Here is a 26,734-nt window from a genome sequence, read left to right as displayed (position 1 = left end):
CCGGCCTGGTCCCAGGCGCGCATGGCAGGCGCCGCGTCTTGAGGTATCACCCTCAGGATGCGCACGCCTACCGCCTTGAGCCTGCTCCTGCTCGGCCTGTCGCCGCTGACCTGGGCATGCAAGCGCGAGCCCCCACCGGCCTATGTCCGGCTCCAGGGGACCGCGCCCACCGTCGCGGACGTGCCGCCCTCCCGCGCCTTGCTCATCGTGTTCTGGGCGTCGTGGTGTCCGCCCTGCAGGCAGGAGACACCCCAGCTCGTCGCCCTGGCCCAAGCGCCCCCCGAGGACCTCCAGGTCGTCGTCTTCAGCCATGACGAGACGCCCCAGGCGGTGGAGTCCTTCTTCAAGGGGCCTCCACCCACGCCGCTTCACCTGCGCCTCGACGTGGACAAACGGGCCGGTGACGCGTTCGGCGCGGACCAGCTCCCCGTCAGCGTCCTCCTGGTCGACGGCCGCCAGGTCGCCCGCTTCTCGGGCCCGCGGGAATGGGATGCCGGCGCGATGCGCCGTCTGCTGGAGCGCCTGATACGCGAACCCTCACCCTCAGCGCCTCGCCCGCTGGATTGACACCGCCAAGCCCCATTTAATAAGCCGGTCCCGGATGCAGTCCCTTCTGCGATTTCTCGCCGTGCTCCTCGTCCTGATGACGGGCGGCGTCTTCCAGACGCTGGCCCTGGCGTCGGACGTGCACGACGAATGCGCGGAAGAGGCATCCGACGAGTGCGAGGACTGCTCGCCCAACTGCGTGCTGTGCGTGTGCTGCCCGCTGAGAGCCGCCCCCGCTCCCGCGTTGCCCAACGCGCGTCTCATCCCGCCGCCCCGGCCGCTGCCCATCCCCTCGCGCGTGGAGGAGCCCACGCTCTCCGGCGTAGGGACCGACATCTTCCAGCCGCCCAGAGCCTGACACCGCCCTTCACGGGAGACGTGTGTCTTGCGAGGGCCGTGGCCGGACGTGCGCGAACGTCCTCCCGCTGCGCCCAAGCCCTGTCCGACCTTCCCGCGCACCTTCGCGCGGGCCACCACCGCCGTGGGCACGCGCCCCGGCAGGAGCGCCTCATCATGCACTCGCTGCGTACGCTGTCCGTCGTCCTGTCCCTGTTCGCCGCCCCCGTCCTGGCCGACGAGAGCAAGCCCGCCCAGCAGCCCCAGACGGCCGGGTCCGAGAAGCCGCGCTGCGAGCACGGCGTCCAGAAGAGCCTCTGTGCCCGCTGCAACCCGAAGCTGGCTCCCGTCTTCAAGGCCAAGGGTGACTGGTGCCCCGAGCACGCGCGGCCCGAATCCCAGTGCGTCCTCTGCAACCCGGAACTCTCCAAGAAGGGCGTGAAGTAGATGCGTGCCTCCCGAGTCGGCCCCAGCGTCCTGGCGGTGCTGCTGGCACTGAGCGCCGCCAGTTGCAGCCAACAAGCGAGTCCCCCCACGGCGAAGGCGCCTTCACCGCCGCCAGTCGCCTCGGGAGGCACGTCCACCCCGTCCGAGGTCGCACTCTGTGAGCACCGCGTCCCCGCGGAGCTGTGCACCCGGTGCAACCCCGACCTCATCGACGTCTTCAAGGACCAGGACGACTGGTGCGGTGAGCACGGCGTCCCCGAATCCCAGTGCTTCCAATGCAACCCGGGCCTCACCTTCACCGCGCGGGACACCACCCCCAAGGATTGGTGCAAGGAGCACGCGGTCCCCGAGTCCCGCTGCACCAAATGCAACCCGTCGCTGGTCGCGAAGTTCATCGAGGCCGGTGACTACTGCCGGGAGCACGGCTTCCCGGAGTCCGTCTGCCCGTACTGCCACCCGGAGTTGGTGAAGGCCGCGGGTGCCCAGCCCCCCACCTTCCCCGAGCCGGGCACACGCGTCCGTCTCGCGTCCGCCGAGACGGCCCGCGAGGCTGGCATCCAGACACGTCGCGCGGTGAAGCGGCCCTTTGCCCGGACCCTGGACGTCGTCGGGCAGCTCGACTTCAACCAGAACCGGCTGGCGCAGCTGTCCGCCCGCAGCGAGGCGCTGATAACGGACGTCCGCGTGGACGTCGGCGACGAGGTGAAGGCGGGCCAGCCACTGGTGCTGGTCACCTCGGGGGCCGTGGGCGCGGACCAGGGACGGCTGTCGGCGGCACAGACGCGGCTGACGGTGGCGCGCTCGGCGCTCGAGCGCGAGCAGCAGTTGGCCACGAGCGGAATCCGCGCACGAAAACACGTGGAGACCGCCCAGGCGGAGGTCGCGGCGGCCGAGGCCGAGCGCAATGCCGCCCGCGCAGCGCTCTCCGCCGCGGGCGCCAACGGCCAGGGCCCGCAGGGGACCTATGCCCTGTCGGCGCCCTTCGCGGGGACGGTGGTGGCGCGAGACGCCGTCGCCGGACGCCATGCATCCGCTGGACAGCCGCTCATCCAGGTGGCGGACCTGAGCACCATGTGGGCCCTGCTGGAGATTCCGGAGGCGGACGCGTTCCAGGTTCGCGCGGGACAGCGCGTCACCCTCACCTTCGAAAGCATGCCCGGACAGACGCGTGACGCCACCCTCACCCGCGTGAGCGCGTCGGTGGACCGGGCCTCCCGCACGGTGCGCGCCCGGGTCGAACTGCCCAACCCCGACGGCGCCCTCAAGGCCGGGCTCTTCCTCAGGGCAAGGGTCCAGGTCGCCCCGGAACATGAGGCGGTGCTGGTTCCCCACGCGGCCATCCAGCGCGCGGAAGGCCAGACGCTGGTCTTCGTGCGCAAGCAGCCGGGGCTCTACGAGCCCGTCGCGGTGGAGCTGGGCGCCAGCACGCGCGAGGAGGTGGAAATCGTCAAGGGCCTCTCGGCGGGGGTGGAGGTCGTCACCACCGGTGCCTTCCTGCTCAAGACGGAGATCCTCAAGGACTCCATCGGCGCGGGCTGCTGCGAGACGGCGGGAGGCGAGTAGCCGCCATGCTCACCCGGCTCATCGAATGGTCGTTGTCCCACCGCTGGGCCGTCCTCCTGGGAACGGGGGCCCTCGTCATTTCGGGTCTGCTCGCCTTCCGGGCGCTGCCCATCGACGCCATCCCGGACACGACGCCCACGCAAGTGCAGGTCAACACCGTCGCACCGGCGCTCACGCCCAACGAAGTGGAGCGCCAGCTCACCGTCCCCGTGGAGCAGGCGCTCGCGGGCCTGCCTCGCGTCAGCGAGCTGCGCTCCATCTCCAAGTTCGGCCTCTCCCAGGTCACCCTCCAGTTCGAAGACGGAACCGACCTGTGGTTCGCGCGGCAGCAGGTGTCCGAACGGCTGAGCCGAGTGCAGCTACCCGCGGGCATCGCGCCCCCGACGCTCGGGCCCGTCGCCACCGGCCTGGGCGAGGTTTTCCACTACCTCGTCAAGAGCCGGACGAAGAGCCTCGAGGAGCTGCGCACCCTGCATGACTGGGTCATCGCGCCCCAACTGCGCAGCGTGCCGGGCGTGGCGGAGGTGAATGCCTGGGGCGGCGAGGAGAAGCAGTGGCACGTCATCGTCGACCCCCTCCGAATGCAGCAGTTCAACCTGTCCCTCGGAGACATCTACCGGGCGCTGGAGGAGAACAACGCCAACGTCGGGGGCGGCGTGCTCGAGCGGGGCGGCGCGGCGACGCTCGTGCTCGGGGTGGGAGTGCTCACGGACGGCAACGCCATCGAGGACGTGGTCATCGCGGCGCACCACGGCGTTCCCGTGCGAATCCGGGACGTGGCGCGCGTCGAGGTGGGCCATGAAATCCGGCGCGGCGCCACCACCGCGGATGGCGAGGGCGAGGCCGTGCTGGGCCTGGGCTTCATGCTGGTAGGCGAAAACTCCCACACGGTGACGAAGGCGCTCGCCCAGCGGCTGGAGGACATCCAGCGGACGCTGCCGGAGGACGTGCGCGTGGAGCCCGTCTATGAGCGCACCGAGCTGGTGGACCACGTGCTGCGCACCGTGCGGACCAATCTGCTGGAAGGCGCGTTGCTCGTCATCGCGGTGCTCTTCATCTTCCTGGGCAACTGGCGCGCCGGCCTCATCGTGGCGGCGGCCATTCCGCTGTCGCTCCTGTTCGCCTTCAACGCGATGCTGCGCTTCGGCATCGCCGGCACGCTCATGTCGCTGGGCGCCATCGACTTCGGGCTCGTCGTCGACTCCTCCGTCATCATGGTGGAGAACGCGGAGCGGCGACTCTCCGAGGCCCGGGACGGACGCTCCCTGCTGGAGGTGGTGCGGGATGCCGCCGTCGAGGTCCGCAAGCCCACGCTCTTCGGCGAGCTCATCATCATGGTGGTCTACCTGCCCATCCTCGCCCTCGAAGGCGTGGAGGGGAAGTTGTTCCGCCCCATGGCGCTCACGGTCATCTTCGCGCTCCTGGGCAGTGCGCTGCTCTCCATGACGCTGATGCCGGTACTGGCCTCCTTCGCGCTGAAGCGAGGCGGCGGCAGCCCTCACCATGAGCCACGGCTCATGCGCTGGCTCCAACGAATCTACCGGCCCGTCCTCGAATGGGCGCTGGCCCATGCGCGTGTCACCCTGACCGCCGCCGCGCTCCTCATCGTGGGAGCCACCCTCGCCGCCACGCGCCTCGGCAGCGAGTTCGTCCCCCGCCTGTCCGAAGGCACGCTCGTCATCAACACCGTGCGCCTGGCGGAGGTCTCCCTCTCCGAATCCATCCGCTACGGCAGCCAGATAGAGCGGCTGCTGCTGTCCCGGTTCCCAGACGAGGTGCGACGCGTCTGGACCCGGACCGGCACCGCGGAGGTGGCCACGGACCCCATGGGCGTCGAGCTCTCCGACGTCTTCATCACCCTCAAGCCTCGGGAGCAGTGGAAGCGGGCCACCACCCAGGAGGAGCTGGTGAACGAGATGAAGGCCGAACTGGCGGACCTCCCAGGCATGCGCATGGCCTTCCTTCAGCCCATTGAAATGCGCGTCAACGAGATGATCGCGGGCGTGCGAAGCGACGTCGGCATCAAGCTCTTCGGGGATGACCTCGACGTGCTCAAGGCCAAGGCCCGTGAGCTGGAGACCCTGGTGAGGGCCATCCCCGGCGCGGCCGACGTCACCGTGGAGCAGGTGACGGGCCAGCCCGTGTTGGAAATCACGGTGGACCGGGCGGCGGTGGCCCGTTACGGGATTCCCGCTCGCTCCGTCCTCGACGTCGTGGAAGCAGTGGGCACGCGCATCGTCGGGGAGGTGCGCGAAGGCGAGCGCCGCTTCGACCTGGCCGTGCGCCTCTCCGAGGAGTACCGCGAGGAACCCACGAAGCTCGCCACCATCCCCGTGGCCGCGCCCGGCGGCGAGCGCGTTCCCCTCGGACGGCTGACGACCATGAAGGAGACATCCGGCCCCACCACCATCCAGCGCGAGTGGGGCAAACGGCGGCTGGTGGTCCAGGCCAACGTGCGAGAACGCGACCTCGGCGGCTTCGTCGCGGAGGTCCGCCGAACACTCGATGAGAAGCTGGAGCTGCCCGCGGGCTACTACGTCCGCTACGGCGGTCAGTTCGAACACCTCGAACGCGCACAGACGCGCCTGCTCATCGTGGTGCCGGTCGCGCTGGCACTCATCTTCCTGCCGCTCTACCTCACCTATCAGCGCGTCCTGGACGCCGTGCGCATCTTCGCGGGCGTCCCCTTCGCGCTCGTGGGCGGCGTGCTCGCGCTTCTGCTGCGGGGCCTGCCCTTCTCCATCTCCGCCGCCGTGGGCTTCATCGCCCTGTCGGGCGTCTCGGTCCTGGGGGACATGGTGCTCGTCTCACGGGTCCGCGCCTTGCTGGAGCAAGGTCAGGCCCTGGGCGAAGCCATTCGCCAGGCGGCCGTGTCCCGGCTGCGGCCCGTGCTGATGACCGCCGCGGTGGCCGCCATCGGCTTCGTGCCCATGGCGCTCAACACCGGCGTCGGCGCGGAGGTCCAGCGGCCCCTGGCCACGGTCGTCATTGGAGGCGTCCTGTCGTCCACCCTGCTCACCCTCGTGGTGCTCCCAGTCCTCTACTCGGTCTTCGGTGCCGGGAAGGACACGCCCATGACGAGGACTCCGTGATGCGCAATGGCCTGTTCTCCGGACTCGCTTTACCCTGAGGGCATGTGCCGGAACATCAAGCCCCTGTTCAACTTCGCGCCTCCCGCCACCGATGCCGACATCCGCGCGGCGGCGCTTCAATTCGTCCGGAAGATTGCCGGGACGCGGACGCCGTCGAAGCAGAACACCGACGCCTTCGAGGTCGCCGTCGAGGAAATCTTCCAGAGCTCGAAGCGCATGCTCGACGGGCTGGTGGCCACCACGCCGCCCAAGGACAGGGCCCGCTTCGAGGCCATGAAGCGCCTGCGCTACAAGAAGGCGGAGTCCCGCTGACGGAGGTGACTCGCCGTCCCCCGGGGTCGTGCTTACCCTTCCGCGCAGCAGCCTCCTGAAGACGGGGTGGAAGCGAAGCGCCCCCACGCCACGAAACACGCGTCACGGAAGAAGGCCGCTCCGTCCGCGTCGTAGCGGCCGAAGAAGCTCACCGCTTCTCCTGCGGCGGCGTCAGACGTTGTAGGCGCGGACGACCTGGGAGACGCGCTCGGAGAGCATCTTCAGGGACATGGCGGAGTCACTGGTCGTGGAGATGCGGGACACGGTGTCCGTCATCAGGGTGTTCAGCTCGTTGACCGCGGTGAAGATCTGCTCGATGCCCGTGGCCTGCTGGCTGACCGTCCGCGCGATCTGCCGCGCCGCCGCGGTGCTGTCCTCGACGATGGCGGTGAGCTCCTTCAGCGTCTCGCCGGACGTGCGGACCTGCGCCAGCCCCGCCTCCATGCGCTCGGTGCCTTCGACGGTGATCTCCACCGTGCCGATGATGGCCTGATTGATGTCCTGGAGGATGCGCCGCACCTGGTTGGTGGCCCGGATGGACTGGTCCGCCAGCGCACGAATCTCCTTCGCCACCACGACGAAGCCCTTGCCGTGCTCCCCGGAGCGCGCCGCTTCGATGGCGGCGTTGACGGCCAGCAGGTGGGACTGGTCCGCCAGGTCCTTCACCGTCTCGGTGATGCCGCTGATCTGCCTGGTCCGCTCGCCCAGGGAGGTGATGCGCGCGGCGATCTCTGCCACCTGATTGCGCACCTCCTCCATGCCGTCGATGCTCGCCGAGACGGCCTCCTCGCCGGTGCGGCTCAGTTGCTCGGCGCGCTCGGCCACCTGGATGACGGACTCCGCGGAGCCCGACGCCAGCATCGCCGTCTGGCGAATCTCCTGAGCCGTCACCTGCGTCTCCTGGAGTGCGGCCGCGTGGCGCGTCACCATCTCATTCTGCTGATCCGCCGACTCCGTCAGCCCCGACACCGAGTCACTCAGCAGCTCCGTCGAGGACTGGAGCTGATGCAGCAGCTCCTTCAGCTTGCCCACCAGCATGCCCACGGCCCGCGCGAGCTGCCCCACCTCGTCATCCGAGTCGATGCGAATAGTCTGCCGCAGGTCGCCGCGCTCGGCGATATGGCGGACCGCGGAGGAGAGCTGGTTCAGGGGCGACACGATGGCGCGGCTGACCAGGAAGGCCGCCGCGGTGAAGACGAGCAGCGCGACCAGCACGGTGATGCCCACGTTCGCCAGCGCCCCTTCCACGAGCCCACGCGCATGGGTGCGGTCGAAGCCCACGTGGACCCAGCCGGCGTCACCTGGTACCGGCGCCACCAGGTCCTGCAGCTCCGTGTCCCCATCCCGCAGGACGAGCCCTCCCTCGGAGGACCTCAACTGCTCGCGGGCATCCCGTAGCATCTGGGCCTTCTCACCGGCCACGCCCACCAACGTCCCCCCCGCGTCGAACGCGGCGACGTAGGCCGCCCCACCATGCCGAGCCACGGCCTCCAGCGTCTGCTGGACCTCGTCGTGCGCGCTCCGCTTCATGCCGTCCGCCACCGCGGCGGCGAGCACCGCAGGCAGCGCGCCGCTCAGCTCCCGCCCCTGCGCCTCGAAGGCCTCCTGGAGGCGAGGCACGGTGTAGCCCTGAGAGAGAAGGACGAACAGGAGCGCCACGATGATGGGCGCCAGGGTGATTTTATGGGTGAGTGAGAGTCGCATCCGGCCGTGCCCGATCCGGGCTCAAAACGGGAAATGATGCTCCATCTGACAATCCAGACGCGTCGCATTGTGGGCGCCAGCGTGCGGGGGTGCAATCCCTCGGGAACCCCTTACTCCGCGGACACGGGCGACTGCTTTCCCAGCGCAAATTCACGCCGGGCATGGACTTCACCTGCCGCAACTGGCCACGCGCGAAGACGTGCTGCACTTCGACATCACCGACGACGCCGACTGACGCAGCCCCGCGGTCGTTAGAACGTGGCCCCGAACCGCAAGAGGTCCAGGTTCAGGTCCACGATGAACTTGTCTTTCCAGCCACGTGCCTGCTCCCGAGCAAAGAGCCATCCCGGGTCGACCCGCCCGCGCTGCTGGTTCCAGCTATAGCCCACGCCAACGCCTATCACCGGAGCCAGGAAAGAACGCGAGCGGCGGGACGTCTTCCGGTACCCCACGTCGAACCCGAGGGAGACCTGTCCGCCCGTCTCCATCCTCGTGCCCTCCGCCGTCACTGGGATTTCCGTCCCACGCACGGTCTGATGCGTCACCATGCCACTCAGCTTGGGCTGGATGAAGAAGCCATCGCCCCGCTCGCCCGGCCAGGGCGTCCACGCCAGGCCCACCGTGGCCCGAAGGGCTTGCAGGGTGCCGCAACGGGGCATGGCGTCTCCGTGGATGTTGGTGCACCTCTTGCGCGCCAGCATGGGTCGGAGTTCGAAAACGCCATCCGTTGTATCCGTCAAAGGCACGTTCATGCCCACTGGCAGCGCGACATTGAGGCCCACGCCCAGGATTGGCCCCACCAGAAGCAGGCTCCAATCGATGACGGAGGCCGTCCAGATGGCCAGCCCGGCACGCTCCGCGCGAGGTGCCTGCGGCACCGACGCGGCCTCCACGCCTTGAGCCTTCCCGGTGCCTGCGAACAGGAGCATCGCCACGAGTACTGTTCGAATCATACCCGGCCGCACTGCACGTCCCATACCCAACGACAGACATCTCAATGCATCGTCGGGAGACCTTGCATACCGGCCGAAGCACGACAAAGCAGTCATACGCGGCCACCGATTGTTCAGGACGTGATTGTCAGGGTACCGACTGACTCCGGGTGACGTCGGGGCCTCGGCGATACATCAAGGCGCGTCGCCAACGACAGCAGCGGCCTGCACCGTGCTCCACCACGCCGTGTCCGCGCGCTCCCGCGTCGGTTCCACGGGGCGGCCCAAGACGGGCGTGAGCAGACTCACGCCCCGCTCGCGCGCCCCGGCCGCCAGCTCGTTCGCGGGCGCATCCCAGGCGTGCAGCGCCAGGCTGAACGTCCCCCAGTGGATGGGCAGCAAGGTGCGCCCCCGCACCATCTCATGCGCCTTCAGCGCCTGCTGCGGCCCCAGGTGGATGCTTCCCCAAGATGGATGGAAGGCGCCCACCTCGAACATGGTGACGTCGAACGGACCGAAGCGGCGCCCTACCTCCGCGAACTCCTCCGTCAGCCCCGTGTCCCCGCTGAAGAAGACCCGATGCTGCGAGCCCAGCAGCGTCCACGACGTCCAGGACGTGCTGTTGCGGTCCGTCAGGCCCCGGCCGGAGAAGTGCTGCGCGGGCGTGGCCACCATGCGCAGGCGGCCCTCCCCCTCCCCCAGTGACACCTCCTGCCACCAGTCCAGCTCCACCACGCGCTCCGCCGGAACGCCCCACTTCTCCAGGTGCGCTCCCACGCCCAGCGGCGCGTAGAACGTCACCTGACGCGGCACCAGCGCCCGAATGGTGGGCATGTCCAGGTGGTCGTAGTGGTCATGCGACAGCAGCACCGCGTCCACGTCCGGCAGCGCCTCCAGCGGAAGCGGAGGCGGATGGAACCGCTTGGGCCCAGCAATGGTGGACGGCGACGCGCGCTCGCCCCAGATGGGGTCTGTGAGAATGCGGAAGCCGTCAATCTCCACCAGCAGCGAGGAGTGGCCCAGCCACGTCACGCGCAGGCCGCTCTCCGGCGGCTTCGCCAGCGCCGCGGCCACGTCCCGTTCCATGGGCAGCGCGGACGGCGGCGTACGCTGCTGGGTGCCGAAGAGCATCTCCTTCAACGTGCCCCAGTCCGGCCCATTCTGCGGCAGCCTGGCACCGGCGGTGTTGATGAAGATGCCGGCCTGGTAGCGCGACGATGCCTTCATCCGCTCCAGGCGCGCCCCATCTGCCCGCGCCCCGAAAGACTGGAGGCCGTCCGTCGTCGTCCACGTGAGGAGGGCACCCACGCCCGCGCCCAGCCCCATCACGCCCAGGGCATACCGCCACAGGCCCCGCCGCTTCGGACGACCTCCACCCAGGAACGCATCGCGCATGACTCCCACGTGTAGCGCTGCCTACAAGGCAGCGCCTGGGAAATCAGCACCGAAGGGCCACCTACCGGCCGCTGGTGACCTTCAAGCCCACGATGGAGGTGAGGAGCAGCACCAGGAAGAACACGCGCGCGGGCGTGGCCGGCTCATTGAAGAGCACGATGCCCATGATGGCCGCGCCCACGGCGCCAATGCCGACCCAAACACCATAGGCCGTGCCAATGGGCAGGTTCTTCGTGGCGATCCCCAGAAGCACCATGCTGGCGACGATGGCGCCGCCCGTGAGGACGCTTGGTACCAGCCGGGTGAAGCCCTCGGTGTACTTGAGACCGATGGCCCAACCGACCTCGAGCAACCCCGCGATGACGAGTAGAATCCAGGACATGACGTACGACTCCCGTTGTCGCGTCGTCTTGTCCTGACCGGGTACGGCGCGCCTCGTCCGGGCCAGACACCCTCACGATGAGGCCGCTGGCGCCCCCCTCTATAAAGCCACGCGATTCCCGTTTCAACCCGGCCGGACAATGCCACCGCACCAGGTGGGGTGTCCGGCGGTGGGACACAGGCACGCTTGGGAGGGCTCGCGGAGATGCCTTGCCGGCTTGCCTTGAACCGGCCTGTCCGCGGCCCCAGCTTCCTGGCGGAACAACCCCGTCTGTTGGAGGCGCTCGAAATGAAACGAATCCAGGCACTGGCCATCGCGGGCGCGTTGTGCGGAGGCACGGCGCTGGCCAAGGACAAGCCCGACATGCGCGGGCTCACCGTCACCGTGGGCGGTGGCGTGGAGGGCTACAGCGGTGGGCTGGCCCCCCGAATCGATCCGGGCGCGGCGTACGGCGCCACGGCCACGCTCAAACCGTCCACCGTGCTGGGCATCGAGCTGGGCTACACCGGCGCCATCAACAAGCTCGACCGGCGCGGCCTGGAGGACCTGGCTCGAAACCCGGACATCGTCCGCAACGGAGGCCAGGCCGTGGCCACCATCGGCCTGACGGCGACCCCCGTGCAGCCGTACCTCCTCGGCGGCCTCGGCATGAACTGGTACAACGTCCGCCGCGGCGCGGAAGCGCTGGGCTACCGCGACGACACCGCTGGCGCCGTACCGCTGGGCGCGGGGCTGCGCTTCTACACCGGCTCCTTCACCGCGGACGTGCGGGCCAACTACAACCTCCTCTTCAACCAGGAGCTCGTCCCCACGCTGCCGCCCGCAGAGAACCAACCCGTGAAAGACGTCACGTTCGCGGGAGGCTCCAGCTACAACGCCACGCTGAACGTCGGCGCCACGTTCTGAGCGCATCGGCATGACCGGGCCCGGAGCCCTCCGGGCCCGCGTCACCTCAAGCCCTCGTGGATGAACTTGAGGACGGAGATGAACTGCCGGTCCATCACCAGCAACATGACCAGTGGCGCCAGCGCCGCCCCCACCACGGCCAGCAGGGCCATCTTGTCCCAGGGCAACAGGCGCATCCTCCGCTCCAGCGTGAAGGCCGTGCCGATGTCCGCCAGCGAGGACATCTCCGGCGCGCCCAGCAGCTCCGGCTCCGGTCCGCCCCGGAACCACTTGTGTTCGAACTGCCGCGAGTGCTTGGCCGCGACCTTCGAGAAGTCCTCGTCACCGATCCGCTTCGCCCGCACGAGCTGGGGCACGAAGAAGCTCATCGGCGCGAACACCAGCACCACCGCGCCGGCCGCGATGACCACCAGCGGAATCACGTAGGCCGCGGGGTTGGCCGACAGGTCCTTGGGCTCCACCCGGGACGTGTATGCCGCCACCACCACGGCCAGGGAGAACACCACGGGCGAAAAACAGGCCTGGCAGACAGGCAGGAACCCGAGCCCGCCCATCATGTCCGGATGTGTCGGAACCAGGGTCAACGGCAGACGTGACACACGCAGCAGGAAGGCGCTCCACACGACGCCACGCCATAGCCACCGGAGCGCCAGGAAACGGAACAGGGGTTGGCTCACGGCGAGGTTCCACCACCCCGCCATGGAGAACCCATCGCCGCTGAGGGTCCACGACCGGGTGGCGTCGGCCGGGGTGATGAACGTGAGGGCATACGCCAGGATGAGCAGCAGCGCCTCCACGATATAGCTGTCCCGCCAGTGCATGGCGCGCCGGGCATCCGCTTCGAACGTCCGGAGGCCGTCCGTCGCCACCAGGTTCGAATTGAGGAACTGGCGGACCGCGAAAGCCAGGCGGCCGTCGATGTAGGGCTCCGCGGCGAGGAGCACGGGCAGCGCCACCAGCAACTGCGCATGGACCTGGAGTTCCATGAACAGGGAGCCCACGGTCGGCCCACCCGAAGGCAGCGTGAAGATCAGCAAGGGCAGCCAGCCGATCGCCGAGAAGGCCAGCGCCCGCAACACGGGGTCATAACGCTTGCGCGGACCCCGCCGGAGCCGGCGCTCGGTCTCGAAGAGCAGCCCGCCCTTCACCAGGGAGAATTCGGCAATCGTCGAGTGCGGGTCCATGAGGGCGCCGTCTCCACGGTGGGGCTGCGTCCAGGAACCCACAAGCGCCCCCCGGCCGGGCGACGACCGGCAGGAGCAGGCGCGGACACGAGGCCTACCCCTGAGGGCCGGATTGTTCCGTGCCGCGTGGCCCCCCACGTTTGCTACCGGGGCACGGCGCGCCCCTCCGTTCTCGCAGGGAAGGAGGCACGCACATGAGCATCGACGTCATCGACGAAGTCCCGGCCCAGGGCGGCCGGCCCCTCGAGGACGGCGCGGGGCAGGAAGCCCGCTCGCTGCCGGGCATGGTCTACATCCCCGGTGGGACGTTCTGGATGGGCTCGGACCATCACTATCCGGAGGAGCGGCCGACGCACCAGGTGACGGTGACGGACTTCTGGATGGACAGCCAACTGGTGACGAACGCGGACTTCGCGCGCTTCGTGGAGGCCACCGGCTACGTCACCGTGGCCGAGCGCCCCTTGAACCCCGACGACTTTCCCGGCGCGAATCCAGCGCTGCTCGTCCCGGGCTCGCTCGTCTTCAAGAAGACGCTCGCTCGCGTGGACCTGCGCGACCTGACGCAGTGGTGGTTCTATACGGCGGGCGCCTGCTGGAAGTACCCCGAAGGCGCGGGCAGCACCTGGCAGGGGCGCGAACAATACCCGGTGGTTCACGTCTGCTTCGAGGACGCGCTCGCCTATGCGCTCTGGGCGGGCAAGACGCTGCCCACCGAGGCGGAATGGGAGTACGCCGCGCGCGGAGGCCTGGACCGGAAGGTCTACGTCTGGGGCGACGAGTTCGCGCCGGGTGGCAAGCTGATGGCCAACACCTGGCAGGGGGAGTTCCCCTGGCAGAACCTGAACACGGATGGCTTCGAGGGCACGTCCCCGGTGGGCAACTTCCCACCGAACGCCTACGGCCTCTTCGACATGGCCGGCAACGTGTGGGAGTGGACCTCGGACTGGTACCAGGAGCGGCACGAGGGGAATGGCGGAAAGCCCTGCTGCATCCCCGTCAATCCACGGGGACCGGCCACGTCGGATCGCAGCCTGGACCCGTGCCTGCCGAAGGTGAAGATTCCCCGGCGCGTCCTCAAGGGCGGCAGCCACCTGTGCGCGCCGAACTACTGCCTGCGCTACCGCCCGGCGGCGCGCTCACCGCAGGCCGTGGACAGCGGCACGTCGCACATCGGGTTCCGCTGCGTCGTCCGCCCCTGAGCCGCAAGCTGGCATTTCCAGAGAAGGTCTTGCGACGTTGTCGCGGCGCTTCCACTCGCCGCGACTCCATCCCTATCGTGTCACCCGCCTCCAACGACACAGGGACCCATGAAGCAGAAAATCACAGGCTTCCACCTCGACCGGGAAGACCACTGGGTGGCTGACCTCAAGTGTGGCCACCGGCAGCACATGCGCCATGACCCGCCCTGGATGGTGCGCCCCTGGGTCCTCTCCGAGGACGGGAGGCGCAGCCGCCTCGGTGTTGAGCTCGATTGCAAGCGTTGTGACGAAGCAGGGCACGCGGTCGCCGAGGCGGTTCGCGAAGCGCTGCGGACGGTGGCCCTGCGGGCCTATGACGACGGCGGCCTGAGCGGGCTCTGCGCCGAGGGCCGATGGGAGCTTGCCCTGGACGCGCTCGGTGCGGCCGACCTGCGCCCTGTCATCCGGCGCGCGCTCGCCCCTGAGCGCGGGGAGGGAGCCCTCGTGAGTGCCCGGATGATTCTCCGTCCCCTCCTCCCTGACGACGCCCGCGCCATTCAGCGCCTGGCGGGTGACCGCGAGGTGGCGGCGAACGCGGCGGGAATCCCACATCCGTTCGAGGACGGCATGGCGGAAGCCTGGATTGCCTCGCTGGATGCACGTTCGCATGTCTTCGCGCTCGGCCATTCCGAGTCTGGCGAGTTCATGGGCCTGGCCGGGCTGGTGGAGGCCGACGAGGAGCGCCCTCGCACGGCCGAGCTCTCATACTGGCTCGGCCGCGCGTACTGGGGACAGGGCTTTGGGACGGAGGCAGCCCAGACCCTGGTCCGCTACGGCTTCGAAACGCTCGGGCTGGAATCCCTCCATGCCAGTTGTTTCTCCCGCAACCCCGGCTCCCGGCGTGTGCTGGAGAAGGCCGGCTTTCGCCACGCGGGCCACCAGGCGCGCGCGCTCCGCCATCTGGGGCAGGACGAGGACCTCGAGCGCTTCATCCAGGAGCGGAGCCGCTCGCGCCCGTGAGCGGATTGCCCCTGGTGGGCAGCATGTGCCCCCAGGGTGCCCCACCCGCGCTCAATCCGCCGCCGCGTCCAGCTCCGCGACGACACGGCGGACCTGACTCGCGCGCCCTTTCTCGGTACGCGCTGTCATCACCTTGAGGATGAGCCCGTACCGCCGCGTCTTGCCAAGCGCCTCGAACGCCCGCGCGGCACGCGGGCTCGCAGACAGCGCCACCGTCAGGTCCTCCGGCACCGTGGCGTTCTTCTGGGACGCGTAGGCCGCGGCCCAGCGTCCATCGGCCTTGGCGGCCTCGACCTCGGCGAGCCCCGAGGGCCGCATCCTGCCCGCGCGTAGCAGCGCCTCGACCTTCCTCACATTCACACAGGACCAGCGGCTGCGCGGCCGGCGCGGGACGTACTTCTGCAGATAGAAGCGCGCATCGAGCGACCTCCGTTGCCCCGAAATCCATCCAAAGCAGAGCCCCACGTCGACCGCCTCGTCATCGGTGAGCGACGGGATGTCCGTCCCCTTCTTCGCGAGCTTCAACCAGACGCCAGAAGGAGCATCGGCATGCGCATGGAGCCAGGCCTCGAACTCCGCCGCACCCCGGAACGCAATCACCGGCGCATCCATGCCGCGCCCCCACGCCCCTCCTGCCTAACGCTGGCCACGGGCACCTCCCAGGACGTCCAGGTAGTGACGGTTGAACATGACGCCCAGCACGTTCCCGAATGGGTCGATGACCGACGCCGTGACGAAGCCGGGGCCACGCTCGGTGACGCCCTCGAGGAGCTGGGCCCCCAGTGAGAGCAACTGATCGAGCGTGGCGGCGATGTCGTCGACATGCCAGTAGGCGACCGTACCGCCCCGAGCCGTGGCGAGCCCCGGCGGAGCAAATCGCCGGTCGATGATACCCAGCTCATGCTGGTAGTCGCCGATGCGGAACTCGACATACCCGAGACCACGTCCGGCGGCCTCGCTGCTGAAGTAAGGCTCCACGCCGAGCTGCTCCGCGTACCAGCGCGTCGCCGCCCGAAGGTCATCCGCCCAGAGGTTGAAGGTGCACAATCCGCGCAAGGTGTTCATGGGGCTCTCTCGTGTCCTGGCCGCGCCCGTTCGCGACCCCATGACCATGGCCCCAGAACATGACAGAATGAGTCACGTTTGAAGCGTGAGCCCGTCACCGACCGCCTGGACCGTGTCCTGGGCCTCCTCGCCTCCCGGCCGTCCTGGACAGCCCCGGAGCTGGCGGAGGAGCTCCGCGTCTGCGTGCGTACCGTTCGACGGGATTTGTCCCGGCTTTCCGCCCGCGGCGTCCCCATCGAGTCGGACGCAGGCCGAGGCGGCGGCATTCGGGTACCGCCCCGAACGGGGCTCGGGCGCGTGCAGCTCAGCGCCCAGGAGCTGCTTGACCTCCTGCTCGCCCTGGCGCTCGCCGAGCGACTCGAGTCTCCGCTCCTGCTCTCGACACTCAAGAGCCTGCGTCAAAAGCTCGCCGCCTCGTTCCCACCGGAGGAGCGCGCACGCGTCGGCAAGCTGCGCCGTCGCATCCTCGTCGGCCCCACTTCACGGAACGTCACCGCGACCTGGAAGCCTCCCCGAGCGGCGGTGCTACGTCCCCTCCAGGAGTCCTTCTTCGAGCAGCACGCCCTGGAGCTGACGTACCGCTCGAACGACGTGCGCACGGTGCGCATCGTGGAGCCGCACTACCTGCTGCTGAGCTGGCCCGCGTGGTACCTGCTCGTCTGGGACCACCTGCGCGGAGCGGTGCGCATGCTCCGCGTCGACCGCATCGAATCCGCGAGCGTCCAGGCGGCGACGTTCCAGGTGCGGGACTCGAAGTCGATGCTCGCCACCCTCGGCGACATCTTCGCGGCGCTCTGATGCCCCCTGTGTCAGGAAGGTTGCCGCCTCGGCTGACCGGCCGGGCCGTGTTGTCGCCTCCCGAGACGGAGAGGCCGAGCTTGGGCCGCGATCAGCTCGCCGACAACGCGTTGCGGAGCTTCGGCACGACTCATTGAGGCTTGAGTCGCGTCTCGGCATCGACGCGCCTCGCGCTGAGCGCCGCCAGTGCTCCGGGCTGAAACGGGTCCTTCCCGCTCGTCATCAACTCCCACACCGCACCCTCGTCAATTCCACCGTCCTCGTCCAGCGCCTCGGCGACGAAGAAATCTGCGGTCACGTCATCGTCGGTGAAGTGTCGAGGCAGGCCCCAGCCCTTGCTTGCGAACACCACCGCATCGAGATGCTGAGCGTTCACTCCGGTGTTGCCGTCGAGCATCAATACGCGCGCCTTCAGACGGATGGTGTGGAGTTCGGCCGCCTCGTCGCCGTGATCTCCGAAGCAGCCGCCCGCAAGCTCGACCGACTTCGTCACGTAGCAGCACGCGCTTCCGCTGAAGCGCAGGTTCTTCGAATGCACGCTGCCGAGCACCACGAACAAACTGATGTCGTAAGGCTGGGTCGACAGGTCGATGTCACTCGCTACCTCGAGATCTCCATCGACAACGAGAATCCACGGAGACGCAGGGGCGAGCGTGTCGGCACGCACGAGCCCAGTCGCCAGATGGATCTCGACAGCGGGCTGATTCTGCTGCTGGGCGCGATCCTGAATCCGCTCGAAGTGCTCGACGAACCAGCCGAAGGTCTCCGCTTCGTTCGCGGCCTCGAAGCGGACCTTGATTTCGTCGAGCTGGACAACCCTCGTTGCTAAAAAATGGAACATCCCCCTTCATACCAGCCGCAGCGCATCTGCGCTTCCCCAACCTGGTCGCTGCAATATGGATGCGTCAATGCAACGCCATGCAGTGCATCAAGGCCCCCATCACGACCGAGGACAACAGACACCGGAACAGTCTGACCGCCAGGAAGCCAAAAATCGCGGCATGCGGCAATGACTCGCGGACCTACGTCTCGCGTCATTGTCCACGTCAGGGACAGACAGCAAGATGCCGCCGCTGCTCTGTCTCGTCGTGCCATCCCCCCAAGGAAAAGTCCGAATGACACCTTCGAAGCCACGGCCCAACTGGGTCGCGAGGCCGCCACGCGCCCACGCGCTGGCGCTGCTCGCGGCCGTCTTGCTCGCGCTGCCCACCGCCGCGCGCGCCCAGCCGACGTACACGCTGTTCGCCCCCACCTCCACCCCGGCCGTCCCCTCTGTCACCAATGACTTCGCCCCGGTGGAGTTGGGCGTGAAGTTCCAGTCCGACATCGAGGGAGACATCCTCGGCATCCGCTTCTACAAGGGCCCCGCCAACACCGGCACCCACGTGGGAAGTCTCTGGAGTGCCGCTGGCGCGCGCCTCGCCTTCGCCACCTTCACGTCCGAGACGGCCACCGGCTGGCAGGAGGTGATGTTCTCCACGCCCGTGCGCATCAGTGCCAACACCACGTACGTCGCCTCGTACCACGCGCCTGGCGGCGCCTACGGCTTCACCAGCGCGGGACTGGCCTCGGCCGTGGACGCCCCTCCCCTCCATGCGCTCGCGGGCGCCACCAGCGGCGGCAACGGCGTCTTCACCTACGGCGCCGCGGGCTCCTTCCCCAGCACCAGCTTCGGCGACTCCAACTACTGGGTGGACGTCGTCTTCCGCCCGGCGGAGCCCGTCACCCTGTGGCCTGTCACCGCCATGCCCGCAGTCGCCTCCGTCACCAATGACTCCGACCCCGTGGAGCTGGGCGTGAAGTTCAAGACGAACGTGAGCGGCAACGTTCTGGGCGTGCGCTTCTACAAGGGCGCCGCCAACACCGGCACCCACGTGGGAAGTCTCTGGAGCGCCAACGGGCAGCGCCTGGCCTTCGCCACCTTCACCTCCGAGACGGCCACCGGCTGGCAGGAGGTGACGTTCTCCACCCCTGTCGCCATCGCCGCCAACACCACCTACGTCGCCTCGTACCACGCCCCCGTCGGCTCGTACGCCTTCGACAACGGTGGCCTCGCCAGCGGCCAGGACACCCCGCCCCTCTTCGCGCTGCCCGGCAGCACCAGCGGCGGCAACGGCGTCTTCACCTACGGCGCCGCGGGCTCCTTCCCCATCAACAGCTTCGGCAACTCCAATTACTGGGTGGACGTCGTCTTCCAGGCCACCGGCGCACCGCCCCCGACACAGCCCCCGGACAACACCTTCCGCATCTTCGCCCCCACCGCTACGCCCGGCACCGCCACCGCTTCTGACACCGCCGCCATCGAAGTGGGCGTGAAGTTCCGCTCGGATGTGGACGGACAGGTGACGGGCGTGCGCTTCTACAAGGGCAGCGGCAACAACGGCACCCACGTGGGCAATCTGTGGAGCGCCACGGGCCAGCCGCTCGCCTCCGCCACCTTCACCAACGAAACGGCCGTCGGCTGGCAGGAGGTGACGTTCTCCTCTCCCGTCGCCATCACCGCCGGCACCACCTACGTGGCGTCGTACTTCGCGCCGCTCGGCGGCTACTCGTTCGACAGCAACGGCCTGGCCACCGGAGTGGATGCCCCTCCGCTGCACGCCCTGCCTGGCGCCACCACATCAGGCGGCAACGGCGTCTTCGCCTATGCCTCCACCTCCACGTTCCCCAACGGCAGCCACCAGAACTCCAACTACTGGGTGGACGTCGTCTTCGAGACCTACGGACCGCCGCCCCGTCCGGGCGTCCACGGCGCGGGCCCCGTGCTGGTGGCCACTGCTCCCGGCAACCCCTTCACCGACTACCTTCGCGAAATCCTGGAGGCCGAGGGCATCGCCGCCTTCGCCACCACCGACGCCGGCAACCTGGGCGTCTCCGTCTCCCTTGATGACTACAAAGTGCTGGTGCTCGGCGAGCAGACGCTGAGCGCGGCCCAGGTGACGCTCATCACCCACTGGGTCACCGCTGGCGGCAGCCTCATCGCCCTGCGGCCCGCGGCGAACCTCCAGTCGCTGCTCGGGCTCAATGCCTCTCAGGGCACGCAGGCCAATGGCTACATCCTGGTCAACGACACCCAGGCCCCGGGCACGGGCATCACCGCGGAGACGATGCAGTACCACGGGCTCGCGGACAAGCGCACCGTCGTCACCGGCACGCGCACCGTCGCCACGCTCTACTCGGATGCCACCACCGCGACGACGTTCACCGCCGTCAGCCAGCGCACCGTGGGCAGCGGCACCGCCACCGCCTTCATGTATGACCTGGCGAAGTCCGTCATCTACACGCGGCAGGGAAACCCGGCCTGGCAGGGACAGAACCGGGACGGCTCCTCCATTGGCCCGGGCGCGCGCGCCAACGACATGTTCTACGGCAACGCGTCCTTCGACCCGCAGCCGGACTGGGTGAACCTGGCCAAGGTCCAGATTCCCCAGGCGGACGAGCAGCAGCGCCTGCTCGCCAACGTGCTGCACCAGACGAGCACCACGCCGCTGCCGCGCCTCTGGTACTTCCCCAGCGCCAAGAAGGCCGTCGTGGTGATGACGGGCGACGGACACCCGGGTGGCGCCACCACCCAGCGCTGGAACCAGTACCTCGCGGACAGCCCCACCGGATGCAGCGTGGACGACTGGGAGTGCATCCGAGGCACCATCTACGACTACGTGGGCGGCCTGAGCGCCACCCAGGCCAACACCTACGTGGCCCAGGGCTTCGAGTACGCCCTGCACATCAACACCGGCTGCGCGGACTACACGGCCAACACGCTGGACCCGAACTTCTTCACCCCACAGCTCGCCAGCTTCGCGTCCGCCTTCCCCGCTGTCCCCGCGCCCGTCACCAACCGCACGCACTGCATCGCGTTCAGCGACTGGTCCACCCAGCCCAAGGTGTCGCGCCTGCACGGCATCCGCCTGGACACCAACTACTATTACTGGCCCGACTACTGGGTGCAGGACCGCCCGGGTATGTTCACTGGCTCCGGCCTGGCCATGCGCTTCGCGGACCTGGACGGCACTCCGCTGGACGTCTACCAGCTCGCCACGCAGATGACGGACGAGTCCGGCCAGTCCTACCCGCTGCACATCGACACGCTGCTGGACAACGCGCTGGGGCCCACGGGCTACTACGGCGCCTTCAACGCCAACATGCACGTCGACTCGCAGCCATCGGCCGGCGCCTCCGGCTCGGCCGCCATCATCGCGTCCGCCAAGCGTGACGGCGTGCCGGTCATCACCGCGAAGCAGTTGCTGGAGTGGCTCGATGCCCGCGAGGCCACCCAGGTGTCCACCGTGGCCTTCACCGGCACGGTGCTCACCTTCAACCTCACGAGCCCCGCGCGCAACCTGTCCCTCATGGTGCCCACCCGCACCACGACGGGCCGCACGCTGCTGTCCGTCACCCGCGCGGGCTCCGCTGTGACGACGGTGACGCGCACCATCAAGGGCGTGGACTTCGCCTTCATCGACGGCGCGCTGGCCGGCACCTACACCGCCACCTACAACTGAGTCACTCGCGCCGCCCAAGGCGCGTCATCCTCCGGGGCCCGACGCGGTGATTTCGCGTCGGGCCCCGTTTCATTTCACCACGGATGAAACCTGAGAGGTCCTGCCTGCGACGTGTTGCGACGGCCCTTCCGGCCGCTACCCCTTGTGCGGGAGGAGCTTGTCCACCATGCCCTTGAGGGATTGCTTGATGACGCCCGGCGCGTCCTCGTCCCCTTCCAGGAGCGCCGCTGCGAAGTTCCGGGCCTGCTCGAAGGTGATGTGCGGCGGCAGCGGCGGTACGTCGGGGTCCGTGTAGGCCTCCAACAGCACGGGCCTGTTCGCGGAGAGCGCCTCGTCCCAGGCGCGGGCAATCTGCTCGGGGCGGTCCACACGCACGCCGCGCAGGCCCAGCGACTCCGCGTAGCGCGCGTAGGGGAAGTCCGGCAGCGTCTGCGTGGCCGGCGTCTTCGGGTCACCGGCCATGACACGCTGCTCCCACGTCACCTGGTTGAGGTCGCGGTTGTTGAGCACCAGGACGATGAAGCGCGGGTCCTTCCACTCCTTCCAGTACTTCGCCACGGTGACGAGCTCCGCGTTGCCGTTCATCTGCATCGCGCCGTCACCCACCATGGCGAGCACCGGCCGGTGTGGGAATGCGAACTTCGCCCCAATCGCGTACGGCATGCCGCAGCCCATGGTGGCGAGGTTGCCCGACAGCGACGCCAGCATCCCCTTGCGCATCTTCAAGTCGCGAGCGAACCAGTTCGTCCCCGAGCCCGAGTCCGCGGTCAGAATGACGCCGTCGGGCAGCTTGGGGCTCAGCTCCCAGAAGACGCGCTGGGGGTTGATGGGGTCGGCCGAATTCATCGCCTGCGCCTCCAGCATCTTCCACCACTGGCGGATGCCCTTCTCGAGCTGCTCGCGCCAGCTCCGGTCCTGCTTGCGCTGAAGCATGGGAATCAGCGCGCGCAGCGTCTCCTTGCTGTCCCCCGCGAGCGCCACCTCCATGGGGTAGCGGATGGCGAGCATGCGACCGTCGATGTCGATCTGCACGCCGCGCGCCTGGCCCTCTGGTGGGAGCAACTCCGAGTACGGGAAGCTCGTGCCCACCATCAGCAGCGTGTCGCAGTCCATCATCATGTCCCACGAGGGCTTCGTCCCCAGCAGGCCGATGGCGCCCGTCACGAACGGCAGCGCGTCCGGCAGCACCGCCTTGCCCAGCAGCGCTTTGGCCACCCCAGCGCCCAACAGGTCGGCCACCTCCACCACCTCGTTGGCGGCGTTCATCGCACCCGCGCCGATGAGGATGGACACCTTCTTGCCGGCATTGAGCACGGCGGCGGCGCGGCGCAGGTCCTTCTCCTGGGGAATGACGTACGGCGGGCTGAAGTCCACGCTGGAGTGGACGGTGCCGTGTTTCCGCGGAGGCTTCTGGTACTCCAGCTCCTGCAAGTCGTTCGGGATGATGACGCACGTCACAGAGCGTTGGTTCAGCGCGATTCGCACTGCCCGGTCGATGGCGTGGCGGACGGCGGAGGTCTTCGTCACCATGGTGACGTACTCGCTGGCCACGTCCTTGAAGAGCGTGGTGAGGTCCACCTCCTGCTGGTAATGGCCGCCCAGGGCCGAGCGTGCCTGCTGGCCGACAATGGCCACCACGGGCTGGTGGTCCAGCTTGGCGTCGTAGAGCCCATTGAGCAGGTGGATGGCACCGGGGCCGGAGGTAGCCAGACAAACGCCCACCTCTCCCGTGAACTTCGCGTGCGCGCACGCCATGAAGGCGGCCATCTCCTCGTGGCGCGCCTGGATGAACCGGAGCTCGGTGGTACGCCCCAGCGCGCCGATGATGCCGTTGATGCCATCGCCCGGATAGCCATAGAGCCGGCGGATGCCCCACTGGGTCAGGCGGTAGAGCAGATAATCGGCGACGGTGGCGCTCATTGAAACTCCTCGGGGCTGGGAGCGAAGGGGTGCCTCTCGAAGCTGGGCATCCCCTGGAGATGCGGGGAACCGGCACGCGGCAGTCCCGCCCGGGGGCCCTCGTCCCAGCCGTACCAGACGAGGCGGGAAGACGTGCGCCGCGCCGCCCCGGCATGTCCGTGCCGCGCGCGCGGTGCGCAGGTTCTCTGCGTGCCTCCGCCTCGGGCACGCACCTGAACGGGAGAGGAACCCATAATGCGCTCTACGGACGCCATCCAACGCACCCTCTCGCGGCTCTCGCGCAAGCGGCCCGCCGCCCATCCGCTCCCAGGCACACAGGGCGGTGACGTCGCCGTGGACGTCCAAGGGCTGGAGGCAGCGCTGCGCCGCTCCGTGGAGGGCGAGGTCCGCTTCGACAATGGGAGCCGTGCGCTCTACGCCACGGACGCCTCCAACTACCGGCAGGTCCCCCTAGGTGTCGTCGTCCCCCGCAGCCTCGACGACGTCCTCGCCACCGTGCGTGCCTGCCGTGAATACGACGCCCCCTTGCTGTCGCGCGGCGGAGGCACGAGCCTCGCCGGCCAGTGCTGCAACGTGGCCGTCGTCATCGACTGGACGAAGTATCTGGGCCGGGTGCTGGAGGTGGATCCCGGCACGAAGACGGCCCGCGTTCAGCCCGGCACCATCCTGGACCACCTGCGCGACACGGCCGAGCAGTACCACCTCACCTTCGGCCCGGATCCCGCCACGCACAACCACTGCACCCTCGGCGGCATGCTGGGCAACAACTCGTGCGGCTCTCATGCCCAGATGGCCGGCCCCGTCTCGCACAACGTGCGGGCGCTGGACGTGCTCACCCATGACGGCCTGCGCCTGAAGGTGGGTCCCACCAGCGACGCGGAGCTGGAAGCCCTCATCCGCGCCGGCGGCCGGCGCGGGGACATCTACCGCAAGCTGCGCGAGCTGAGAGACAGGTACGCGGAGGAGATTCGGCGCCGCTACCCGCCGATTCCGAGGCGCATCTCCGGCTACAACCTCGACGCACTTCTTCCCGAGCACGGCTTCGACGTGGCGCGCGCCCTGGTGGGCACCGAGGGCACGTGCGTCACCATCCTGGAGGCGACGTTGAAGCTCGTGCCCAGCCCGCCGCACCGGGTGGTGGTGATGCTCGGCTATCCGGACATCTACATCGCCGGAGACCACGCCCATGAGCTCGCCGAGCGCTTCCACCCGCTCGCGCTGGAGGGGCTGGATGACGAACTCATCCACAACGTCGTCCTGAAGGGCCGCACCAGCCAGATGGAGTCCCTCCATCCCATGAGCTCGCACGCCGAGTTCCTCGACATCCTCCCACAGGGCCAGGGCTACCTCATGCTCGAGCTCGGCGGCGACACGCGGGAGGAGGCACTCGAGCGAGCCCGCGAGCTGATGGATGCGCTGCGCACGGGCCGCGGCGCTCCCGTGGACATGCGGCTGTTTTCGGACAGGGAACACATCGAACACGCGTGGAAGGTTCGCGAGGCGGGACTGGGCGCCACCGCGCGAGTGCCAGGCAAGCCAGACTCCGGTCCCGGTTGGGAGGACTCAGCGGTGCCTCCCGAGAAGCTGGGGGCCTACCTGCGCGCCCTGCGCAAGCTGTACGACAAGTACGGGTATGATGCTTCGCTCTATGGCCACTTCGGCCAGGCGTGCGTCCATACGCGCATCGACTTCGACCTCACCTCATCCAGAGGCATCCAGCAGTACCGCGCCTTCATCGAGGAAGCGGTGGACCTCTGCGTGTCCATGGGAGGCTCGATGTCCGGCGAACACGGCGATGGCCAGTCACGCGCCGAGTTCCTCCCGCGCATGTTTGGCCTGGAGCTGGTGCAGGCCTTCCGCGAGTTCAAGAGCATCTGGGATCCGCAGGGGAAGATGAACCCGGGCAAGGTGGTGGACCCGAACCCCATCGACCAGGAGTTGCGCCTGGGCCGGGACTTCCGGGCGCGCACCTGGAAGCCGCGGACGCACTTCAAGTACCCGGACGACGACGGCCTGCTGTACCGGGCCACCGAGCGCTGCGTGGGCGTGGGCAAGTGCCGGCGGGACGGCGGCGGCACCATGTGCCCCAGCTACATGGTGACGAAGGAGGAGAAGCACACCACGCGCGGCCGCGCCCACCTGCTCTTCGAGATGCTCCAGGGCGAGGTCATCAAGAACGGCTGGCGCGACGACAAGGTGAAGGAGTCACTGGATCTGTGCCTGGCGTGCAAGGGCTGCAAGGGCGACTGCCCGGTGCAGGTGGACCTGGCGACGTACAAGGCGGAGTTCTTGTCGCACTACTACCAGGGGCACCTGCGCCCGCGGCCCGCCTACGCCATGGGCCTCATCATGCTCTGGGCCCGCGCAGCCATGCGGGCCCCTCGACTGGTGAATGTCCTCACCGGTTTCCCACCGACCCGTATGCTGCTCCAGAGGCTGGCCGGCATGTCGACGCAGCGGAAGATGCCGCGCTTCGCGCCCGAGTCCTTCCAGCGATGGGTGGCGCGCCGGCCGGTGTCGAACCAGCATGGCCACCAGCGGGTGATGCTGTGGCCGGACACCTTCAACAACCACTTCTTTCCGGAGACGGCGGCAGCGGCGCTGGACGTGCTGGAGGACGCGGGCTTCGAGGTGGTGGTTCCCCAGGGGTTCCTGTGCTGCGGCCGGCCGCTCTACGACTTCGGCATGCTGACGACGGCGAAGTGGATGCTGCGACGCACGCTGGAGAGCCTCCGCCGGGAGATTGAGGCGGGCGTGCCACTGGTGGGTCTGGAGCCGAGCTGCGTGTCCGTCTTTCGAGATGAGCTGCGCAACCTCTTCCCGGATTGGGAGCTCGCCACACAGCTCCGCCGTCAGACGTTCCTCTTCAGCGAGTTCCTCACCCGGTACGCGAAGGACGTGCCCCTGCCCCACATGGCGAAGAAGGCGGTGGTGCACGGCCACTGCCATCACAAGTCACTCTTCCAGATGACGGACGAGAAGGCCGTGCTCGACAAGCTGGGGCTGGATTACGAATTCCCGGAGACGGGCTGCTGCGGCATGGCGGGCTCGTTCGGCTTTGAAGCTGGAGAGAAGTTCACGGTCTCCCAGCAGGTGGGCGAGCGCGTGCTGCTGCCCAAGGTGCGCGCCACGCCCCGGGACGCGCTCGTCATCGCCGACGGCTTCAGTTGCCGGGAGCAGATTGCGCAGAACACGAACCGCCGGGCGCTGCACATCGCGCAGGTGGTGCAGATGGCCAAGGCGTACGGGAGCACGGGCCCCTCGGGCGATTTCCCCGAGCGCGGCTGGGTGACGAAGGGGCTGGGGCGGCCGCCGCTTCGGCGCCCACGCACCGCGGTGGTGCTGGGGGGCCTGCTGCTCCTGGGCCTGCGGCGGCTGAGCACCTCGCGCGCCCGTCCGGCACCACGGCGCCGTCTGAGCCGTGTCTACAGCGGGTAGAGAGCGTCGAGCAG

The 26,734-nt window shown here is 68.7% G+C and carries 21 protein-coding genes and 1 riboswitch; of the genes, 12 read left to right on the top strand and 9 right to left on the bottom strand.

Going from position 1 to position 26,734, the window contains the following annotated elements:
- The first annotated feature begins 57 nt into the window (after positions 1 to 57).
- The 6 genes from FMQ63_RS02970 to FMQ63_RS02945 all read left to right on the top strand — a co-directional run bounded on the left by FMQ63_RS02970 (position 58) and on the right by FMQ63_RS02945 (position 6,296).
- Positions 58 to 567 carry a TlpA disulfide reductase family protein gene (locus FMQ63_RS02970; protein ID WP_011553693.1) on the top strand — a complete coding sequence of 170 codons (510 nt, stop codon included), beginning with the start codon at positions 58 to 60 and terminating at the stop codon, positions 565 to 567.
- Between the two features lie 34 nt (positions 568 to 601).
- Positions 602 to 904 (top strand): hypothetical protein, encoded by a 303-nt coding sequence (locus tag FMQ63_RS02965; protein ID WP_011553692.1) that lies wholly within the window; start codon positions 602 to 604, stop codon positions 902 to 904.
- Between the two features lie 155 nt (positions 905 to 1,059).
- On the top strand, positions 1,060 to 1,329 hold the full coding sequence (locus FMQ63_RS02960; RefSeq protein WP_020478144.1) for a hypothetical protein: 270 nt from the start codon (positions 1,060 to 1,062) through the stop codon (positions 1,327 to 1,329).
- Positions 1,330 to 2,892 carry an efflux RND transporter periplasmic adaptor subunit gene (locus FMQ63_RS02955; protein WP_011553690.1) on the top strand — a complete coding sequence of 521 codons (1,563 nt, stop codon included), beginning with the start codon at positions 1,330 to 1,332 and terminating at the stop codon, positions 2,890 to 2,892.
- Positions 2,893 to 2,897: 5 nt separating this feature from the next.
- Positions 2,898 to 5,984, top strand: a complete 3,087-nt coding sequence (locus FMQ63_RS02950) for an efflux RND transporter permease subunit (RefSeq protein WP_011553689.1) — start codon at positions 2,898 to 2,900, stop codon at positions 5,982 to 5,984.
- Positions 5,985 to 6,026: 42 nt separating this feature from the next.
- Positions 6,027 to 6,296 carry a DUF2277 domain-containing protein gene (locus FMQ63_RS02945; RefSeq protein ID WP_026114134.1) on the top strand — a complete coding sequence of 90 codons (270 nt, stop codon included), beginning with the start codon at positions 6,027 to 6,029 and terminating at the stop codon, positions 6,294 to 6,296.
- A gap of 171 nt (positions 6,297 to 6,467) precedes the next feature.
- Here the strand turns inward: FMQ63_RS02945 and FMQ63_RS02940 are convergent, their stop codons facing one another.
- The 4 genes from FMQ63_RS02940 to sugE all read right to left on the bottom strand — a co-directional run bounded on the left by FMQ63_RS02940 (position 6,468) and on the right by sugE (position 10,709).
- Complete coding sequence (locus FMQ63_RS02940) at positions 6,468 to 8,000, bottom strand: methyl-accepting chemotaxis protein (RefSeq protein WP_011553686.1); 1,533 nt, start codon at positions 7,998 to 8,000, stop codon at positions 6,468 to 6,470.
- A gap of 251 nt (positions 8,001 to 8,251) precedes the next feature.
- The gene (locus tag FMQ63_RS02935; protein ID WP_225909268.1) at positions 8,252 to 8,953 is read right to left on the bottom strand and encodes a hypothetical protein; all 702 of its coding nucleotides are present in this window, start codon (positions 8,951 to 8,953) and stop codon (positions 8,252 to 8,254) included.
- A gap of 174 nt (positions 8,954 to 9,127) precedes the next feature.
- Entirely contained in the window at positions 9,128 to 10,327 is a 1,200-nt protein-coding gene (locus tag FMQ63_RS02930) for an MBL fold metallo-hydrolase (protein ID WP_020478146.1), read from the bottom strand.
- 61 nt (positions 10,328 to 10,388) lie between these two features.
- Positions 10,389 to 10,709, bottom strand: coding sequence for a quaternary ammonium compound efflux SMR transporter SugE (sugE, locus tag FMQ63_RS02925; RefSeq protein WP_011553683.1), 321 nt, complete (start codon positions 10,707 to 10,709; stop codon positions 10,389 to 10,391).
- Positions 10,710 to 10,726: 17 nt separating this feature from the next.
- A riboswitch (guanidine-III (ykkC-III) riboswitch) is annotated at positions 10,727 to 10,797 on the bottom strand.
- Between the two features lie 200 nt (positions 10,798 to 10,997).
- Between sugE and FMQ63_RS02920 the strand changes: the two genes are divergently transcribed.
- On the top strand, positions 10,998 to 11,615 hold the full coding sequence (locus FMQ63_RS02920; RefSeq protein ID WP_225909267.1) for a hypothetical protein: 618 nt from the start codon (positions 10,998 to 11,000) through the stop codon (positions 11,613 to 11,615).
- Between the two features lie 41 nt (positions 11,616 to 11,656).
- On the opposite strand, the gene FMQ63_RS02915 is transcribed toward FMQ63_RS02920, so the two are convergent.
- A complete protein-coding gene (locus FMQ63_RS02915) occupies positions 11,657 to 12,799 on the bottom strand; it encodes a hypothetical protein (RefSeq protein WP_216608549.1) in 1,143 nt (380 codons plus the stop codon).
- A 194-nt stretch (positions 12,800 to 12,993) separates the two neighbouring features.
- Here FMQ63_RS02915 and FMQ63_RS02910 point away from each other — a divergent pair, with 194 nt between their 5' ends.
- Positions 12,994 to 13,998, top strand: a complete 1,005-nt coding sequence (locus FMQ63_RS02910; protein WP_011553680.1) for a formylglycine-generating enzyme family protein — start codon at positions 12,994 to 12,996, stop codon at positions 13,996 to 13,998.
- Positions 13,999 to 14,106: 108 nt separating this feature from the next.
- Complete coding sequence (locus FMQ63_RS02905; RefSeq protein WP_011553679.1) at positions 14,107 to 14,997, top strand: GNAT family N-acetyltransferase; 891 nt, start codon at positions 14,107 to 14,109, stop codon at positions 14,995 to 14,997.
- Between the two features lie 51 nt (positions 14,998 to 15,048).
- On the opposite strand, the gene FMQ63_RS02900 is transcribed toward FMQ63_RS02905, so the two are convergent.
- A complete protein-coding gene (locus FMQ63_RS02900) occupies positions 15,049 to 15,609 on the bottom strand; it encodes a YdeI family protein (RefSeq protein ID WP_011553678.1) in 561 nt (186 codons plus the stop codon).
- A 24-nt stretch (positions 15,610 to 15,633) separates the two neighbouring features.
- On the bottom strand, positions 15,634 to 16,062 hold the full coding sequence (locus tag FMQ63_RS02895; RefSeq protein WP_020478147.1) for a VOC family protein: 429 nt from the start codon (positions 16,060 to 16,062) through the stop codon (positions 15,634 to 15,636).
- Between the two features lie 78 nt (positions 16,063 to 16,140).
- On the opposite strand from FMQ63_RS02895, the gene FMQ63_RS02890 reads away from it, so the two are divergent.
- Positions 16,141 to 16,860: a YafY family protein gene (locus FMQ63_RS02890; RefSeq protein WP_011553676.1), complete on the top strand. Its 720-nt coding sequence runs from the start codon at positions 16,141 to 16,143 to the stop codon at positions 16,858 to 16,860.
- 130 nt (positions 16,861 to 16,990) lie between these two features.
- On the opposite strand, the gene FMQ63_RS02885 is transcribed toward FMQ63_RS02890, so the two are convergent.
- A complete protein-coding gene (locus tag FMQ63_RS02885) occupies positions 16,991 to 17,701 on the bottom strand; it encodes a hypothetical protein (RefSeq protein ID WP_011553675.1) in 711 nt (236 codons plus the stop codon).
- A 274-nt stretch (positions 17,702 to 17,975) separates the two neighbouring features.
- Here FMQ63_RS02885 and FMQ63_RS02880 point away from each other — a divergent pair, with 274 nt between their 5' ends.
- Positions 17,976 to 21,362, top strand: a complete 3,387-nt coding sequence (locus FMQ63_RS02880; protein ID WP_044274636.1) for a DUF4082 domain-containing protein — start codon at positions 17,976 to 17,978, stop codon at positions 21,360 to 21,362.
- Positions 21,363 to 21,497: 135 nt separating this feature from the next.
- On the opposite strand, the gene FMQ63_RS02875 is transcribed toward FMQ63_RS02880, so the two are convergent.
- Positions 21,498 to 23,282 (bottom strand): thiamine pyrophosphate-requiring protein, encoded by a 1,785-nt coding sequence (locus FMQ63_RS02875; RefSeq protein ID WP_011553672.1) that lies wholly within the window; start codon positions 23,280 to 23,282, stop codon positions 21,498 to 21,500.
- Positions 23,283 to 23,516: 234 nt separating this feature from the next.
- Here FMQ63_RS02875 and FMQ63_RS02870 point away from each other — a divergent pair, with 234 nt between their 5' ends.
- On the top strand, positions 23,517 to 26,720 hold the full coding sequence (locus FMQ63_RS02870) for an FAD-binding and (Fe-S)-binding domain-containing protein (protein ID WP_011553671.1): 3,204 nt from the start codon (positions 23,517 to 23,519) through the stop codon (positions 26,718 to 26,720).
- The last annotated feature ends 14 nt before the right edge of the window (positions 26,721 to 26,734 follow it).

Source organism: Myxococcus sp. CA005 (assembly GCF_006518205.1).
Taxonomy (GTDB): Bacteria; Myxococcota; Myxococcia; order Myxococcales; family Myxococcaceae; genus Myxococcus; species Myxococcus xanthus.
Note: the sequence above shows the minus strand (reverse complement) of the source record. Positions and strands in the feature narration are given on the sequence as shown.

Excerpts from the sequence above, each read along its gene's own strand:
- FMQ63_RS02970 (WP_011553693.1), top strand. The coding sequence starts at position 58 with ATGCGCACGCCTACCGCCTTGAGCCTGCTCCTGCTCGGCCTGTCGCCG.
- FMQ63_RS02965 (WP_011553692.1), top strand. The coding sequence starts at position 602 with ATGCAGTCCCTTCTGCGATTTCTCGCCGTGCTCCTCGTCCTGATGACG.
- FMQ63_RS02960 (WP_020478144.1), top strand. The coding sequence starts at position 1,060 with ATGCACTCGCTGCGTACGCTGTCCGTCGTCCTGTCCCTGTTCGCCGCC.
- FMQ63_RS02955 (WP_011553690.1), top strand. The coding sequence starts at position 1,330 with ATGCGTGCCTCCCGAGTCGGCCCCAGCGTCCTGGCGGTGCTGCTGGCA.
- FMQ63_RS02950 (WP_011553689.1), top strand. The coding sequence starts at position 2,898 with ATGCTCACCCGGCTCATCGAATGGTCGTTGTCCCACCGCTGGGCCGTC.
- FMQ63_RS02945 (WP_026114134.1), top strand. The coding sequence starts at position 6,027 with ATGTGCCGGAACATCAAGCCCCTGTTCAACTTCGCGCCTCCCGCCACC.
- FMQ63_RS02940 (WP_011553686.1), bottom strand. The coding sequence starts at position 8,000 with ATGCGACTCTCACTCACCCATAAAATCACCCTGGCGCCCATCATCGTG.
- FMQ63_RS02935 (WP_225909268.1), bottom strand. The coding sequence starts at position 8,953 with ATGATTCGAACAGTACTCGTGGCGATGCTCCTGTTCGCAGGCACCGGG.
- FMQ63_RS02930 (WP_020478146.1), bottom strand. The coding sequence starts at position 10,327 with ATGCGCGATGCGTTCCTGGGTGGAGGTCGTCCGAAGCGGCGGGGCCTG.
- sugE (WP_011553683.1), bottom strand. The coding sequence starts at position 10,709 with ATGTCCTGGATTCTACTCGTCATCGCGGGGTTGCTCGAGGTCGGTTGG.
- FMQ63_RS02920 (WP_225909267.1), top strand. The coding sequence starts at position 10,998 with ATGAAACGAATCCAGGCACTGGCCATCGCGGGCGCGTTGTGCGGAGGC.
- FMQ63_RS02915 (WP_216608549.1), bottom strand. The coding sequence starts at position 12,799 with ATGGACCCGCACTCGACGATTGCCGAATTCTCCCTGGTGAAGGGCGGG.
- FMQ63_RS02910 (WP_011553680.1), top strand. The coding sequence starts at position 12,994 with ATGAGCATCGACGTCATCGACGAAGTCCCGGCCCAGGGCGGCCGGCCC.
- FMQ63_RS02905 (WP_011553679.1), top strand. The coding sequence starts at position 14,107 with ATGAAGCAGAAAATCACAGGCTTCCACCTCGACCGGGAAGACCACTGG.
- FMQ63_RS02900 (WP_011553678.1), bottom strand. The coding sequence starts at position 15,609 with ATGGATGCGCCGGTGATTGCGTTCCGGGGTGCGGCGGAGTTCGAGGCC.
- FMQ63_RS02895 (WP_020478147.1), bottom strand. The coding sequence starts at position 16,062 with ATGAACACCTTGCGCGGATTGTGCACCTTCAACCTCTGGGCGGATGAC.
- FMQ63_RS02885 (WP_011553675.1), bottom strand. The coding sequence starts at position 17,701 with ATGTTCCATTTTTTAGCAACGAGGGTTGTCCAGCTCGACGAAATCAAG.
- FMQ63_RS02880 (WP_044274636.1), top strand. The coding sequence starts at position 17,976 with ATGACACCTTCGAAGCCACGGCCCAACTGGGTCGCGAGGCCGCCACGC.
- FMQ63_RS02875 (WP_011553672.1), bottom strand. The coding sequence starts at position 23,282 with ATGAGCGCCACCGTCGCCGATTATCTGCTCTACCGCCTGACCCAGTGG.
- FMQ63_RS02870 (WP_011553671.1), top strand. The coding sequence starts at position 23,517 with ATGCGCTCTACGGACGCCATCCAACGCACCCTCTCGCGGCTCTCGCGC.